The organism is Altericroceibacterium spongiae (assembly GCF_003610805.1).
Classification (GTDB): Bacteria; Pseudomonadota; Alphaproteobacteria; order Sphingomonadales; family Sphingomonadaceae; genus Altericroceibacterium; species Altericroceibacterium spongiae.
This window is the reverse complement of sequence record NZ_RAPF01000006.1, coordinates 199329-213978: the sequence shown is the minus strand read 5'-3', so window position 1 is coordinate 213978 and position 14650 is coordinate 199329. Positions and strand designations below refer to the sequence as shown.

Here is a 14650-nt window from a genome sequence, read left to right as displayed (position 1 = left end):
CGCGCGCCCTCAATCGCCCCGAAGCGCGGCTTCGGTCGGCGCGATGGCCTGCGGACTGCCCACTTCGAACCATTCCCCCGCAAAGAGCAGCCCGTAAAGTCGCTGCTCTTCCATCGCCCGGTCCCACAGGCTGTTGGTCGAGAATGCTCCCTCGGGCGCATCGCACAGCAGCCGGTGCGAAACGAGCTGAATGCCCGAATAAATAAAGGGCGCAATCCGGCCCGAACGGCGGCGCGAAATCCGCCCTTCCGTATCCATATGGAAATCGCCCTTGCCATCGAAATTGCGCGCGCCGGTATGCGGCACCAGCAGCAGCAGCGCATCCATGCTATCCGGGTTCCAGGCTTCGCTCAGTTCGCGGAAAGCGTGATAGGGTCCGTCGAGCCAGATATTGTCGCTATTGACGCAAAAGAACGGATCGGGAAGCAGCCCGGCGCGCTGCGCCTTCACCATACCGCCGCCGGTTTCGAGAAGCCGGTCACGCTCGTCCGAGATAGCGACTTTGGGCAAATCGCGATCCAGCACATGCGCTTCGAGCGCATCGGCGAGATAATGGACATTGACTACCGCTTTGGCGACTCCGGCTGCAGCCAGCTTGTCCAGCGCGTAATCGATCAGCGGCTTGCCTGCCACACGCACCAGCGGTTTGGGCTGCGTCGCCGTCAGCGGACGCATCCGTTTGCCCAGACCCGCCGCCATCACCATGGCCGTGTCGGACGCAAGAGTGTTCACATCAATTCTCCACCGCGTGTATCGCGGATTTGCTGAGGGATATTGTCATTGAACCAGCGCGCCACGGGGGCGAGCGCGGGATGAGCCAGATCGCGTTCGAGCGCTTCCCATACGCGCGGGATAAACGCCAGATAGCGCGGCTTGCCATCCCGCTTCCACAGCCGGGCGAAAATGCCGACGATCTTGGCGTTACGCTGCGCGCCGAGCCGCGCATAATCGGCCGAAAAATCCGGCCCCGTATCGACGCGCGAACGATAATGATCGAGCATGGCCCGCTCCAGCTCCGGCGAAACCTCGCGCCGCGCATCCTGCAACAGCGAAACCAGATCGTATGCCGGATGACCGACCAGCGCATCCTGAAAGTCGATCAGCCCCTGCTCGCCCCCCTGATCGCCATGCGGATCGAGCAGCATGATATTTTCGGCATGGTAATCGCGCAGCACGGTGACGCCTGGCTTTTGCCGGTCGAGCAGCGGCGCGAGCACTTCGCGCCATGCGGCATGATAGCCCTCCTCATCCACAGAAAGGCCCATGGCAGGGCAATACCATTCGGTGAACAGCGCCGTTTCACGCGCATAGGTTGGCATATCGTAAGGCGCAAAAGGCCCCGGCTCACTGGCATGAAGCTTTACCAGCGCATCGATGGCCGCGCGATAGGTCTCCAGTTCGGCATCGGGATGATCGTCGAGCCAGTCGCGCATCCGGTCATCGCCGAAATCTTCCAGCAGGACATAGCCTTCATCGCGCAGTTCGGCATGGACTGCCGGGGCGCGATGACCATGCTCCGTCAGCCAGTGCGCAACATCGAGAAACGGGCCGGGATCTTCTTCAGGCGGCGGGGCATACATCAGCATGGCGCCCCTTTCGCCATCGCGAATCCGAAAATAGCGCCGGAAACTGGCATCGCCTGCCAGCGGCTCCACCGCCGCACCATTCCAGCCTGCCTGTTGCAGGAACCTGTCGAGCCCCTCGGGCCTGTCATTTGTCATGGCAGGCGGGTTAGCCAATCAGGACCCGGTTCGACAACGGCCAAACGCCCTTCATCCGCAATTTCGAGATGGATCGACAAACAGGCCGGCTCCTGCGCAAAGCCACCGGCGTGATCGGGCCATTCAGCGATCATCGCCGCGCCGTAGCGATAATCGTCCAGTCCCAGCTCTTCAGCTTCGGCGGGATCGTTTAGCCGGTAGAAGTCGGCATGGACCAGCGGCAGACTGATGGCCGGCGGGTCGTAGGTTTCGATAATGGTGAAAGTGGGCGACGGCACTTCATGCGTATAGCCCAGTGCAGCGATGATCGCGCGGGCCAGTGTGGTCTTGCCCGCCCCCAGCCCGCCGGTCAGTGCCACCACATCGCCCGGCCGCAGCTTCTCCGCAATGCGCTGGCCATAGCTTTCCATGGCAGCGAGATCGGGCAGTTGCGTTTTCATATCCTTGCCTCTCAGGTGACGGGCAGCGTAATGGTTGCAGTGGTGCCGGCGCCGGGTTCGGAAATCATTTCCAGCCGTCCGCCATGTGCTTCGATCAACTGACGTGCCAGCGGCAGACCCAGCCCGGTGCGGCGCTTTTCGGGTTGCCCATCGGCATCGAGCTGATAGCCATCGAGCGCACGTGCCAGTTCCCCCGGCCGCATTCCGCAACCATTATCGGACACGACGATCCGCACCGCGCCTTTCTGCCGTTTCATGGATACGAGAATCCGGCCGTTTTCGGGTGTGGCAGCAAGCGCATTATTGAGTAGATTGCTCATGGCCCGGTTGAGCCGGCGCTTATCCACCTTAATTGTTCCGGCGCTGCGATCGGCGCGCAGATCCAGCGCAATATGCTTTTCCTCCAGCGCGTCAGCATAATGATGCACCAGTTCGGTGAGAAAAGGCAAAAGCTCGCAATCTTCGGTAGCGATCGGCAGCAGCCCTGCCTCGCTCTGGGTGAGATCGAGCACGCTTTCGATCTGGCCGGAAAGCCGCTCCACCGATGTCAGAATCGCTTCGACATATTCCTTTGCCTGATCCGACAGCTCACCTGCCATGCCGCTTTGGAGCAATTCGGCAAAGCCGCTGATCGAGGTCAGTGGTGTGCGGAATTCATAGGACATATTGGCGAGGAAACGGGTCTTCACCGCGTCGGCTTCTTCCAGAGCCGCATTGCGTTCACGCAAAGCATCTTCCGCCTTGCGGCTGTCGGTCACATCGAGAATGGTCAGCAAGCCATTGCCGTCGGGCAGTGGCACGCCGGCAAATTCGAGCGTTCGCCCATCGGTCAGCCGCACCTGCCCGCCGCGCTGGCGGCGATCCAGCGTGGCTGCGCGAACCGCTTCGCCGATGGCCTGCCCATGCGCAGGGCGGACAAGTTGCGACCCGATCTGTTCGAGCAGCGCCTCGATCCGCGGATGGTCGTCCATAAGCCCCTCCGGCAACCCCCAGATCGCCGCGAAACGCCTGTTCCACAATTGCAGGCGTCCATCCGGGGCAAAAACCGCAAGAGATTCGAACAGACTGTCGAATGTAGCGGTGCGGGTCCGCAACAAAGTGTCACGGGTGGCCGAAAGCGCCAGTTGTTCGGACTGATCTTCCGCAATCATCACCAGCCCGCCATCGGGCATGGGCTGGGCAATGATCCGCAGATGCGTGCCGTCATTCAGCGTCCAGGCATCTTCCTGCGGTGCGCCCGAGGTAAACCATGTGCCCATCTCCCGCCGCCATTGCGGGAAATCGCGTGTTTCGGGAAGCCGGCCCTTATCGCGTGCCATATCGAGGAACCGGTCGAATTCAAGCACATCGGAATGGCGCGCAGCGGGCAATTCGAACAGGCGCTGGAAAGGCTGGTTGGCAAAGGTCAGTTGCCGCTGGCTGTCAAACTGCGCCACACCGACCGAAAGCTGATCGAGCAGCGAGACCTGGGCTTCGCGGAACGCACGGAAGATGCGGTTCTGCTCTTCCATATCCTCGATATCGACCGCATATCCTGCCACGCCTTCATGCCCCAGCGGCAAATCGCTGACCCGCATGGTCCGGCGCTGATTATGCAGCGTGGCGCTCACGATCCGCTCGATCGACTGTCTTGTTTCCTGCGCCTGACGGGCGATCTGCGCGGCGCTGATTCCTTCTATCGGCTCGATCAGTTCGATCTGCTCTGCCACTACCTGTTCCGCATCGCGGGCACCGACCGCTTCGACATAGGCGCTGTTCACCAGTTGCAGCCGGGCATCGGAGCGGCGGAACCACATCGGCATGGGTGCCGCTTCGATCAGCCCGACCAGCGCAGCGAAATCACCCCTTGCCCGTGCAGTTTCGGCCCGCAGGCTGGCCAGTTCCTCGTGGCTTTCGGAAAAGTCGAACCACCACAGCAAGGCCGCATTGCCCGAGGCAATCGCGGCATCGGCAAGCTGGCCGCGCACGGCGAGATTGCGGCGCGAATAGCGCGGGGTGAAGACAAGCTGAAAGGGCGTCCCGGTGCGATGGGTCCGCCGCACGGCATCGCTCAGACGCTTGAGATCGCCGGCCGAAAGACCCGTATCCTGCCCGTCCAGCTCGCTGAGAAATCCGGGCACCGAATCAAGCCCGAGCCAGGCGGCCAGCCGTTCGGGCGCCTCGATGCGGCCATCGGGGCGAACCAGCAGCGGAACCGCCGGGCATTCGTCCAGAATACGGGAAAAACGGCGCGTGCTGCGACGGGCCGAATCCACCTTGCCCGACAGCATTCGGGCACGCAGCGCCAAAAAAGCCGCGCCGATCGTCCAGGCAGCCAGAAAAAGACCCAGCAGGACCAGTGCGGTGGGTGAGAATTCCATCCTGTGTGAGCTATGCCGCCCCGGCCCGCGATGCAAGTGAGCCCGTTACATATCCGCAATTTGGCGCGGCGGATCGTCGCGCCCAAAGGCTCGCCCGATCACCTCAGGAACGGCCCGGCAAAGCCGGATATATGACAAACAAAACCCCTCCCGGCACAGGGCCGGAAGGGGGCATGTCGCTTTCGCTACGATCTGAACAATCAGTAGCGGTAATGTTCCGGCTTGAACGGACCCTTCTGCGGCACACCGATATAATCGGCCTGCTGCTGGCTCAGCTCGGTCAGCTTGGCGCCCAGCTTTTCAAGGTGAAGCGCGGCCACCTTTTCGTCGAGATGCTTGGGCAGCACATAGACATCGTTCTTATACTGATCGCCCTTCGTATAGAGTTCGATCTGCGCCAGCACCTGATTGGTGAAAGAGCAGCTCATGACGAAGCTGGGATGGCCGGTGGCGCAACCCAGATTGACCAGACGGCCGCGGGCCAGAACGAGAATCTGGTTGCCATCGTCGAACGTCACCAGATCGGTACCCGGCTTGATTTCGTTCCAGTCGTAATTATCGAGCGCGCCGATCTGAATTTCGGAGTCGAAATGGCCGATATTGCAGACGATGCTCATCGGTTTCATCGCCTTCATATGTTCGGCGGTGATGACATCTTCATTGCCGGTCGCGGTGACGAAAATATCGGCCCGCTTGATGGCTTCGTCCATGGTGACGACTTCATAGCCTTCCATGACCGCCTGAAGCGCGCAGATCGGATCAATCTCGGTCACCAGCACGCGCGCGCCGCCATTGCGCAGCGACGCTGCCGATCCCTTGCCGACATCGCCGTAACCGGCGACACAGGCAACCTTGCCGGCCAGCATCACATCGGTGGCGCGGCGGATCGCATCGACCAGCGATTCCTTACAGCCATAGAGATTGTCGAATTTCGACTTGGTGACCGAATCGTTCACATTGATCGCCGGGAAAGGCAGCTTGCCGCCTTTGGCGAGGTGATAGAGACGGTGCACGCCGGTGGTGGTTTCTTCCGAAACGCCATGCAGCGCCTTCACGGTCTTGGTCAGATAGCCCGGCTTGCGCTTGAGGAATTCCTTCAGCGAGCGCTGCATTTCGATTTCTTCGGCATTGCCCGGCGCAGGCATTTCCTCGCCCGCTTCGATCCGCGCGCCCCACAAAGCGAAAGCGGTGGCATCGCCGCCATCATCGAGGATCAGATTGGCGGTGCAATCGGGATCGTCTTCGCTCGCCCAGTCGAAAATCCTGCCTACATAGTCCCAGTAATCGGCCAGGCTTTCGCCCTTCACGGCAAATACCGGAATGCCCTGATCGGCAATGGCGGCGGCGGCGTGATCCTGCGTCGAGAAGATGTTGCAGGTCGCCCAGCGTACTTCGGCGCCCAGTTCGACCAGCGTTTCGATCAGAACCGCAGTCTGGATCGTCATGTGCAGCGAGCCCGTGATCCGTGCGCCCTTCAGCGGCTTGGATGCACCATATTCTTCGCGCAGGGACATGAGACCCGGCATTTCGGTTTCAGCGATGGCAATCTCGTCCCGGCCATATTTGGCCAGGCTGATGTCCTTGATGATGAAATCTTTCTCGGCAACTGCTTCAGCCACTCGGCATTCTCCTCGCGGTTGTCTAGTGGATGGCGACAGCAGAGGGCTGCGCCTTGATGGGGCAGGCCATAGACCCTTAGAGGTAGAGGGTAAAGCTTAGTGGAAGACGCGGTTTGCCCCGTTTCCGCCTTTTTGCGACATTTATTCCCAACCCGTTGCACCACGACAGGAAAGCCTTATCTCAAGCCCGGATGCGACCAGAAAGGACGATCATTTATGACTATTTCCGTAGGCGACAAACTTCCCGACACCAAGCTGGTCAAGGCGACCGATAACGGCCCCGAAGCTGTGCAATCGGCCGATTATTTCGCAGGCAAGAAAGTCGCGCTGTTTTCCGTACCGGGCGCTTTTACTCCCACCTGCTCGGCCAAGCACCTTCCCGGATTTGTCGAAAAAGCCGATGATCTCAAAGCCAAGGGCGTGGACGAGATCGCCTGCACCGCCGTTAATGACGCTTTCGTGATGAATGCCTGGAACAAGGATGCCGGATCGTCGGACATCACCATGCTGGCAGACGGCAATGCCGATTTCGTGAAAGCGCTCGGCCTCACCATGGACGGTTCCGGCTTCGGTATGGGCACACGCGGCCAGCGCTTTTCGATGATCGTCGATGACGGCACCGTCACCGAACTCAATGTCGAAGAAGGCGGTGATTTCAAAGTGTCCAGCGCCGATTACATGCTCGGCCAGCTCTGAGCCTGTTCCAACCGACAAAAAGGCCGGCCTTCCAGCGGAAGAGCCGGCCTTTTTCGTTAGTGGAGTCCTGATCGCGTCAATAGCCCATCAGGCCCAGCACTTCCTTGCGGCTGCGGTCATCCTTGCGGAAGGTGCCCATCACACGGCTTGTCACCATCCCGACGCCGGGAGTCCGCACACCGCGCGCAGTCATGCAGGCATGGCTCGCTTCGATCACCACGGCCACACCCTTGGGCTGGAGATTATCCCAGATACATTGCGCCACTTCGGCGGTCAGGCGTTCCTGAATCTGCAACCGGCGCGCATAGCCGTGCAGCACACGGGCAAGCTTGGAAATGCCCACCACATGATCGGTCGGCAGATAGGCAATCGCCGCTTTACCGATGATCGGCGCCATATGATGTTCACAATGCGACTGGAAGGGAATATCCTTCAGCAGCACGATTTCATCATAGCCGCCCACTTCTTCGAACACACGCGACAGATGGACGGCCGGATCTTCCTCATAACCGACGCAATATTCCTTCCAGGCCCGCGCCACACGCTTGGGCGTATCCTGCAGGCCTTCTCTTTCGGGATCGTCTCCGGTCCAGCGGATCAGGGTCCGGATGGCTTCCTGCACATCCTCTGGCACGGGCGGTTTGCCGCGCGGGTCGTCTTCATCGGGTCCGACTAGGCTGCTCATTGTCTTCTTTCTCGCCTGCTCTTCAAACGTCTTCTCGCCCGGTCCAATAGGCTTCCTGTGCGGAAAAGGCCACGCCCCTGCACAAAAGGTTCGAAGAATTCTTCGGGCTCTTCGGGATCGAGAGCAGTATTATCGGCCAGCGTTTTTTCCACTCCGTTCAGCTTTTCGGGCTGAAAAGGGCGCAAGCTGCAACCATTTTTACTATCGGCTGCCGCGATCATCGCAGCCATGGAACCGTGTCGCTCGATCAGAGGGCCGACCTCTTCAATATCCACGCCGCAATGCTCGCTCAGCAGAGAATAGCGGATGCGCCTGATCTGCTCGCCGCATCCGCGATTAACCGGACGGTCGCAATCGATGAAAACATCGCATTCGCTGTCCAGCCCCATGGAACGATTGTTGAAATTGGCCGAACCGATCCGGAGGATTTCATCGTCCACGATCATCAGTTTGGCATGGCAATAAATCGGCGTCCGGCCCGTATAGGGTGAATAAAGGTGAAACCGCCGTTTGTGATCCAGCTCTTCCAGCATGGCGACCAGACGCGACCGTGTATGATCCATTGCCTGCTGTTCCAGCCAGCCATCGGCATTGCGGGCATGGACAATCACAAATTCGGGTGGATTCTCTTCACGCAACCTTTCGGCTATAGTTTCGGCAATTCGTCTGGAAGCGAAATACTGGCTTTCGGCATAGATAAAACGTCTGGCTCTTTTGATATGGGCGACAAACAGATCCTCGATCTCATTGACCGCCGGCGATCCCTTATATTCGGCCCGCGTCCGGGCAATACCGATTTCGACATCGGTAAAATCTGCTGAGAGATCATCGGGCCAGGCACTTTGGGCTGCTTCCGGCACGGGCTTGAGGGGCTTGCCCCCGGCGCGGCGCCAGCGATCACGGCCCAGTGCACCGAGTGCTTCGGCCGCTTCGCCCTCGACCATCATGGTCAGATCGTGCCAGGGGCCATGTTCGGCCCCGCGCGGCCGTTTACGCCGTGGATCGTGCTCCAGATGCTCGCGCGTGTCCCAGCGATTGGTGGTCATGTCGATCCCGCCGCACACCGCCAGCCGGTCATCGATCACCACGATTTTCTGGTGATGACTGCACCCGACCGGATGGGCCGTATCGAATTTGAAATCGATCCGCCTGTGCGGTGCCCAACGAATCAGATCGAGCAGCATCGATCCGCGCGCGGCAAATTTGAAAATGCCGTAACTCCATTTGAGAATACGGATTTCCAGCCCACGATTATGCCGTGACAACCATAATATGAAACTGCCGAGGCGCGAGGGGCATTCGCGGCGCCAGGCTTTCTGCCACCATCTCCGCCCATGGGCGAGATGGATGCGGGTATCGAAATCCCAGCCGATCAGAAGCAGGCGATGCCGCGCTTTGGTCATCGCCTGCTGCATCAGCAGAAAATAATTCTCCGCATCGATAATGACACTGGCCCGCTCGGCGCGTGCATAGCGCCAGACACCGGGCTCGACTGAGGAATCGTCGAAACCTTCCTCAGCCGTTTCAGTCTCGCTCAAGATCCGTTTATTCCTTCGCCTCATCCCTGGATTCAGGTGTTACTTCGGCGTCCTCTTCCTCGGCATCTTTGCGCCGTTCGAAGACATGCTCCATATGCTCGACATCTTCTTCATCCAGATAGCGGGCGAAATCGGGGAAGTGATCGTCTTCTTCTTCATCGATATGGTGGAGATAATCGTGCTTCAACTGTTTGAATTTCGTCAGCCAGGCAGAAGAGGACATATCGGTCGCGGCAATATCGTTGAGCGCTTCCTCGATTTCGTGATGTTCGGCGACCGAATGGCGCGTTTCACCGGTCGTCGGCGGTTTGCGCATCATAGTCGAGTAAAGCGCCTGCTCCTCCGCCGCGGCATGGCTTTTCGCATCGACGGTGAACTGTTCGAACAGCCGGGCGCGTTCTTCGCTTTCGCCATGCGTCTGCTCGATCTTTTCGAGCAGCGTGCGCTGGCGTTCATGATCCTGTTTGAGACGCTCAAAAATCGTGGTGGCATCGGCCATTATGTCGGCTCCTGTTGCAAAATCCTGTCTTTCCAGATGAACCGGTCAAAGCCTTCCGGGTTCCGCATGGAAAGCAAGTGCCCCACCGCCAAATAACTGATCCTTAAACAGGAAGTGCGGAATCCGATTTAATGTCCGACAGAGCCACGGTGGAATTGATTTCCTGAATCCCCGGCAAACTCGACAGGCGGTCGAAGAAGAATTTTTCGTAAGCCTCGATATCGGCCGCCACGATCCGCAACAGAAAATCCACCGGCCCCATCAGCACGTAACATTCCAGCACCTCGGGGAACCCCTGAATGGCACGGGAAAATTCGTCGAGATTGGCGCGGCCATGCGCATTGAGCTTCACCTGCGCGAAGACATGCGCGTTCAGCCCCACTTTCTTGCGGTCCACCACGGCAATACGCTTCTTGATGAAACCGTCTTTTTCCAGCCGATCTATTCGCCGCCAGCAGGGCGATGCCGACAGGCCGACCTTCTCAGCGATCACCGCTACCGAAAGACTTGCATCTTCCTGCAGCAGATTCAGGATGGCTTTTTCATATTTATCCAGAGAGTGCAAAAATTCACCTCAACTTGAGCATATTACCGGTTAAATATACCTGAAAATGCCTTCATTCAATGTCAAATAGGCAAGAAGGACCTCTCCGCCACCGCTATATGCTTCCTCCAGACAAGGAGATGAATGGCATGAACAACACCCTTTATAGCCCCGAACTGGAACGTCTGGTCCGGCTCGAAGACAGCAAAAGCGGGCTGTCGGGCTATATTGCCATTCATTCCTCGGTGGCCGGCCCGGCAGCGGGCGGATGCCGCTTTCTTTCCTATGCTTGCGATGAAGACGCCCGGCGCGACGCCGCAAGGCTTGCCGAAGGCATGTCATACAAGAATGTGATGGCAGGCCTGCCGCTCGGCGGCGGAAAGGCGGTGATCCGTCTGCCCGATCGCCCGTTCGATCGCGAACAGCTTTTCCGCGCTTTCGGGCAGGCGGTGGAACGGCTCGGCGGAGCCTATGTAACAGCCGAAGATGTCGGAACCTCGGTCGAAGATATGGATGTGGTGGCGAAGACCACACGCCATGTCGCCGGCCTCTCACCGCGCAATGGCAAACCGGGCGGCGATCCCTCGCTCTGGACCGCTCTCGGCGTCAAAACAGCTATGGAAAGCGCTGCCCAGCTACGTTTCGGCAAAAACCTCTCGGAACTGACCGTGGCAGTGCAGGGGCTCGGCCATGTCGGCTTCGAATTATGCCGCCTGCTCTATGAAGCCGGGGCAAAGCTGATCGTTGCCGAACCGCGTGCCGATCTCGCCGCGCGAGCTGCGGTCGCTTTCGATGCGCAGATCGCCAATTGCCGTTCGATCCTCGATGCAAAAGCCGATATTTTCGCGCCCTGCGCTCTGGGCGGCGTGCTGACGCGCGACACAGCCTTGCATATGCGGGCCAGGCTGGTTTGCGGTGCAGCGAATAATCAGCTTGCCTCGCCCGAAGTGGGAACATTGCTGGCCGAACGCGGCATTCTTTATGCGCCCGATTATGTCGTGAATGCCGGCGGTATCGTCAATGTCGCAGCGGAGTATCTCGGCTGGAGCACGCAGGATGTGCGCGACAAGGTCGAAACCACGGGCGAACGCCTGCTGGACGTGCTCCATTTAGCCGAAAAAGCTGCGATCCCCACCAATCGTGCGGCGGACAGTCTGGCGCGTGAGGCGCTACTGACGGCCCGCTCCGCTCCCCATACCGAACTTGCCGTAACTGCCTGACGGCCAACACCAAAGGATTTTGCCGTGAAAGTTTCATTCGACGAACGTGTGGTGCTGTGCCCTGCCGATCCTGACATGATGCAGGATAATGCGGATATGCAGGATAACGATGCCGATCGTGCCGAAAAGGGGCCTGCGCTTCAACGCGGCATGATTGCCCTTCGCGGCGCCTATCATCCGGAAACCCTGCCCCGCGTGCTGGCGCTGTTCGCCCAGCGCAGCCTCGTCCCCACACAACTGAACGCCCGGCGGACCGAAGAACATCTGGTGATCGATATCGAATTCGAACATAGCGATGAGGCCCTGGTGGACACACTGCTCGGCAAGCTGCGCGCGCTGTTTCTGGTCGAACGGGCCATGCAGGTGGAAGGCCTGCTCACCGACTGACGACCTGCCGCAGAGGAAAAACGAAGAACGCTGAGCCGGGAGCGGGGATCATCCGTTTCCGGCTTTTTGCCATGCGCCATCGCCATCCGCGCGAAAACCGGCTTCGCTCGCGCGAGGGCGTGTGTGCCGGGCCGACGAAAAACAGGTTTCAATATGTAAGGAAAAATGGCGCGCCCTAAAGGATTCGAACCTCTGACCCCCAGATTCGTAGTCTGGTGCTCTATCCAGCTGAGCTAAGGGCGCGCTGTGTGGAGGGGCATCTAGGAGCGATTGGCCGGCTTGGCAATCCCCAATTGCAAAAGAGTTTTCAACAAGTCTTTATCCATCGGTGGTTTTGCAAGATTTTCAGCCTCTTGCATGGTTACCCAGCACCATTTCTGCCCTTCCCGACCCTCCGGAACACCCTTCCACACACAACTCTTATAAAGCAGCAGCAGGATCGAAGGCGCTGAATCGCCGCTATCCGAGCGGGCGAAACCTGCCGGGCGGAGCGAAGCGGCATCGAGCGACAGCCCCAGCTCTTCCTCTATCTCGCGCAGAAGTGCTGCTTCGGGCGTTTCCCCCGGATCCACCTTGCCGCCGGGAAATTCCCACAAGCCGCCATGATGCTTGTTCAACGGGCGCTGCTGCATCAGAATATGCCCTTCCCCATCGGTAATCGCCGCGGCAACGACACAGATCCAGTTCGATCGGTCAGACAAATTCTGCGCCTCCAAAGAAAATATTAAAGCTCCGATGCCATGCCTGCAAAGCTCTCTGGAAAAGGCAATGATGAAATCCGTCGGACATATAGTGAAAACCCTCCGCGCCGGTGAAGCGGGCGCCACAGCGATGGAATATGCGCTGATTCTGGGGCTGGTTTCGCTGGTCATCGTCAGCGGTATCGGCCTGTTCGGAGATGAGAAAGCCGGAAACTGGAGCGCTATCGCCAGCACGATGAAAGCGGCACAGGATTGAGCTGTAAAAACGCAGACCGTTTAGTCTTTTTCAATAATTTCAGCATATTCAGACTGTGCTTGATCGCTCCGCTTCAGGAGCCAAGACGGGTCAAATATTTTAAGGACTGGAGATAATAATGGCATTTTTCCGTAAGCTTCGTCGTGACGAAACTGGCGCAACGGCAATCGAATACGGCCTGATCGCCGCTCTGATCGCCGTGGCTGCTGTGACCGCGATGAGCACGATCGGCACCAATGTGAGCACCAAATTCCAGAAGGCTGCCGACGATTCCGACGGTACGGTTGGGTAATTCACCAAACCAAGCTTACACATTCAAAGGCGGCAGGAACTCCTGCCGCCTTTTCTGTATCCGCTGCTCAGTTCTGCCGGACCACCAGCTTATATTGCTGGCCGGGCATGAGCTGATCGTTTGCCGACAGGCCATTCAGCACGCGGAACCGCTGTTCCCTGGCATTATCGAAGGCCATACGGCTGGAAATGGTCTGCACCGTGTCGCCGCGCTGTGCGGTGAAGACGTCAATCCGCCGCGGTGTAACGCTGCCCGCTTCCTGCGCGCCGATCCGGTGCATAGACTGGAACATGGACTGGAAAACCGATGACCGGCCAGCCGGAGTGATCGTCGCGAAATGGAAGGCCTTTCCATTGCCGAAATCATAGGCGAAGACCGTGACATCGACATTCTGCTGTCCGCTATTGGCCCGCGCCATGCCATAGGCTGCCGGAAGGCCGTTCACAGTGGTGCGCTGCAGAGTCTGCGGGGCAAGCTGCGTCTGATCGCCGCCAATGGCACTGAAAACATTGCGGATATAGGTTTCGAGATTGCCGTTGAATTGCGCGGTGCTGAGCTGCCCCTGCCCGCTATCGCCGCTGATCGAGACGGCCGTGGTGCCGTTGACCATGTAAAAGCCCTGCGGGGCGGTGAATTCGAAACGCAGAACCGGGTGAATGAAGGTGCGGCCTTCGATCACGCCCTGTTTCGGATCGTCCCCATACATCAGCCCGTCAATGTGATTGAGGAACTGGTTGCGATTGGTCGCCCCGGTCATATTGCCGGCGAGCTGCAGTGCCGTGCTGACACGGCTGGCGGGATCGGGGTGAGTCGAAGCCCATTCGGGCATGGTGCTTTCCTGCCCTTTCAGCGAAGCATCGAGCGCGTTTTGCGCAGCGAGGCTTTCCAGCACCGTGGCCATCGCATGCGGATCGTATCCGGCGCTGGCGAGATATTCGACACCCAGCTCGTCAGCCTGCAATTCCTGCCCGCGCGAATATTTAAGCGTGGCGAGCTGCGGTACGGTGGAGGAAATTTCCTGCCCCAGACGGCCCAGCGCACTATCGCCCAGCACGACGCTGGAGAGCACCTGTCCGAGCACACCAAGTAACTGATTTTGCTGCGCTGCCTGCTGGCGCCTTGCGGAATGGCGCGCGGCGACATGGCCGACTTCATGACCCAGAACCCCGGCCAGTTCGGCTTCATTGTTCATCAGGCCGACAAGCTGACGAGTGACATAGACATAGCCGCCCGGCACCGCAAAAGCGTTGTTGACCGAACTGTTGAGCAAGGTCACTTCGAATGCCGAAGAGGAATTGGCGAGACCCGATTGCACGGCGATTTTCTGTCCGACCGATTCGACATAGGTCGCCTGCGGTCCTTCCACCTTACCGCCGAATTCGGACACGAATTGCGGGTGATACTGAGCGCCCTGCTGCGCTTCAGCCTGCGTAATCGGCGAGCCCGCCGGGACCGAGGAACCGGGCATGGTGGCACAACCGGAAAGCGCCGTGCCGGCGAGTCCCAGAACGACGAGACTCTTTAATTTCTTCGATAGTGTTCGGTGCATTGTCACTCCTCCAGAGACGATCCGGCATGTTTCCGCCGCTATTCATCTATTTGAAAGGAACCCGCTTTTTGGCGCGATGTTCCCGTCAATCGGCTGCTATCATAAGGGGCGCTGAACGAAACGGAACAGAGCCATAACGGTCC

The 14650-nt window shown here is 59.1% G+C and carries 16 protein-coding genes and 1 tRNA gene; 5 read left to right on the top strand and 12 right to left on the bottom strand.

Annotated features, from left to right (window positions below; translation table 11 throughout):
* Positions 1-9 precede the first annotated feature (9 nt).
* The 5 genes from D6851_RS12885 to ahcY form a co-directional block, all read right to left on the bottom strand.
* Positions 10-732: a nucleotidyltransferase family protein gene (locus D6851_RS12885; RefSeq protein WP_238474090.1), complete on the bottom strand. Its 723-nt coding sequence runs from the start codon at positions 730-732 to the stop codon at positions 10-12.
* Positions 729-1721 (bottom strand): aminoglycoside phosphotransferase family protein, encoded by a 993-nt coding sequence (locus D6851_RS12880; RefSeq protein WP_120325280.1) that lies wholly within the window; start codon positions 1719-1721, stop codon positions 729-731. Before D6851_RS12880 ends, D6851_RS12885 begins: the two co-directional genes overlap by 4 nt.
* Positions 1718-2161, bottom strand: coding sequence for a tRNA (adenosine(37)-N6)-threonylcarbamoyltransferase complex ATPase subunit type 1 TsaE (gene tsaE, locus D6851_RS12875; RefSeq protein WP_120325279.1), 444 nt, complete (start codon positions 2159-2161; stop codon positions 1718-1720). Before tsaE ends, D6851_RS12880 begins: the two co-directional genes overlap by 4 nt.
* An 11-nt stretch (positions 2162-2172) precedes the next feature.
* On the bottom strand, positions 2173-4521 hold the full coding sequence (locus D6851_RS12870) for a PAS domain-containing sensor histidine kinase (RefSeq protein ID WP_120325278.1): 2349 nt from the start codon (positions 4519-4521) through the stop codon (positions 2173-2175).
* Between the two features lie 200 nt (positions 4522-4721).
* A complete protein-coding gene (ahcY, locus tag D6851_RS12865) occupies positions 4722-6140 on the bottom strand; it encodes an adenosylhomocysteinase (RefSeq protein WP_120325277.1) in 1419 nt (472 codons plus the stop codon).
* Between the two features lie 216 nt (positions 6141-6356).
* Here ahcY and D6851_RS12860 point away from each other — a divergent pair, with 216 nt between their 5' ends.
* The gene (locus D6851_RS12860) at positions 6357-6836 is read left to right on the top strand and encodes a peroxiredoxin (protein WP_120325276.1); all 480 of its coding nucleotides are present in this window, start codon (positions 6357-6359) and stop codon (positions 6834-6836) included.
* Between the two features lie 76 nt (positions 6837-6912).
* Here D6851_RS12860 and folE read toward each other — a convergent pair whose 3' ends face one another.
* From folE to D6851_RS12840, 4 genes are all read right to left on the bottom strand, one after another.
* The gene (gene folE, locus D6851_RS12855; protein WP_120325275.1) at positions 6913-7521 is read right to left on the bottom strand and encodes a GTP cyclohydrolase I FolE; all 609 of its coding nucleotides are present in this window, start codon (positions 7519-7521) and stop codon (positions 6913-6915) included.
* Positions 7518-9059: a phospholipase D-like domain-containing protein gene (locus tag D6851_RS12850; protein ID WP_238474089.1), complete on the bottom strand. Its 1542-nt coding sequence runs from the start codon at positions 9057-9059 to the stop codon at positions 7518-7520. The genes folE and D6851_RS12850 overlap by 4 nt, the downstream gene beginning before the upstream one ends.
* A gap of 7 nt (positions 9060-9066) precedes the next feature.
* Positions 9067-9558, bottom strand: a complete 492-nt coding sequence (locus tag D6851_RS12845; protein ID WP_120325273.1) for a hemerythrin domain-containing protein — start codon at positions 9556-9558, stop codon at positions 9067-9069.
* A gap of 103 nt (positions 9559-9661) precedes the next feature.
* Positions 9662-10123, bottom strand: a complete 462-nt coding sequence (locus D6851_RS12840) for an Lrp/AsnC family transcriptional regulator (protein ID WP_120325272.1) — start codon at positions 10121-10123, stop codon at positions 9662-9664.
* Positions 10124-10251: 128 nt separating this feature from the next.
* On the opposite strand from D6851_RS12840, the gene D6851_RS12835 reads away from it, so the two are divergent.
* Both D6851_RS12835 and D6851_RS12830 read left to right on the top strand, forming a co-directional pair.
* Complete coding sequence (locus D6851_RS12835) at positions 10252-11322, top strand: Glu/Leu/Phe/Val family dehydrogenase (RefSeq protein WP_120325387.1); 1071 nt, start codon at positions 10252-10254, stop codon at positions 11320-11322.
* A gap of 24 nt (positions 11323-11346) precedes the next feature.
* On the top strand, positions 11347-11709 hold the full coding sequence (locus tag D6851_RS12830) for a hypothetical protein (RefSeq protein ID WP_120325271.1): 363 nt from the start codon (positions 11347-11349) through the stop codon (positions 11707-11709).
* A gap of 166 nt (positions 11710-11875) precedes the next feature.
* Here the strand turns inward: D6851_RS12830 and D6851_RS12825 are convergent.
* Together D6851_RS12825 and D6851_RS18070 are read right to left on the bottom strand one after the other, a co-directional pair.
* Positions 11876-11952, bottom strand: a tRNA-Arg gene (locus D6851_RS12825).
* Between the two features lie 17 nt (positions 11953-11969).
* On the bottom strand, positions 11970-12410 hold the full coding sequence (locus D6851_RS18070; protein WP_183030097.1) for a (deoxy)nucleoside triphosphate pyrophosphohydrolase: 441 nt from the start codon (positions 12408-12410) through the stop codon (positions 11970-11972).
* A gap of 67 nt (positions 12411-12477) precedes the next feature.
* On the opposite strand from D6851_RS18070, the gene D6851_RS12815 reads away from it, so the two are divergent.
* A complete protein-coding gene (locus D6851_RS12815; protein ID WP_120325270.1) occupies positions 12478-12666 on the top strand; it encodes a Flp family type IVb pilin in 189 nt (62 codons plus the stop codon).
* 118 nt (positions 12667-12784) lie between these two features.
* A complete protein-coding gene (locus tag D6851_RS12810; protein WP_120325269.1) occupies positions 12785-12958 on the top strand; it encodes a Flp family type IVb pilin in 174 nt (57 codons plus the stop codon).
* A 67-nt stretch (positions 12959-13025) separates the two neighbouring features.
* On the opposite strand, the gene D6851_RS12805 is transcribed toward D6851_RS12810, so the two are convergent.
* Entirely contained in the window at positions 13026-14507 is a 1482-nt protein-coding gene (locus D6851_RS12805) for a M48 family metalloprotease (protein WP_120325268.1), read from the bottom strand.
* Between the last annotated feature and the right edge of the window lie 143 nt (positions 14508-14650).

Coding starts and splice junctions, on each gene's coding strand:
- D6851_RS12860 (WP_120325276.1), top strand. CDS start 6,357: ATGACTATTTCCGTAGGCGACAAACTTCCCGACACCAAGCTGGTCAAG.
- D6851_RS12870 (WP_120325278.1), bottom strand. CDS start 4,521: ATGGAATTCTCACCCACCGCACTGGTCCTGCTGGGTCTTTTTCTGGCT.
- D6851_RS12815 (WP_120325270.1), top strand. CDS start 12,478: ATGATGAAATCCGTCGGACATATAGTGAAAACCCTCCGCGCCGGTGAA.
- folE (WP_120325275.1), bottom strand. CDS start 7,521: ATGAGCAGCCTAGTCGGACCCGATGAAGACGACCCGCGCGGCAAACCG.
- D6851_RS12810 (WP_120325269.1), top strand. CDS start 12,785: ATGGCATTTTTCCGTAAGCTTCGTCGTGACGAAACTGGCGCAACGGCA.
- D6851_RS12835 (WP_120325387.1), top strand. CDS start 10,252: ATGAACAACACCCTTTATAGCCCCGAACTGGAACGTCTGGTCCGGCTC.
- D6851_RS12805 (WP_120325268.1), bottom strand. CDS start 14,507: ATGCACCGAACACTATCGAAGAAATTAAAGAGTCTCGTCGTTCTGGGA.
- tsaE (WP_120325279.1), bottom strand. CDS start 2,161: ATGAAAACGCAACTGCCCGATCTCGCTGCCATGGAAAGCTATGGCCAG.
- D6851_RS12880 (WP_120325280.1), bottom strand. CDS start 1,721: ATGACAAATGACAGGCCCGAGGGGCTCGACAGGTTCCTGCAACAGGCA.
- D6851_RS12845 (WP_120325273.1), bottom strand. CDS start 9,558: ATGGCCGATGCCACCACGATTTTTGAGCGTCTCAAACAGGATCATGAA.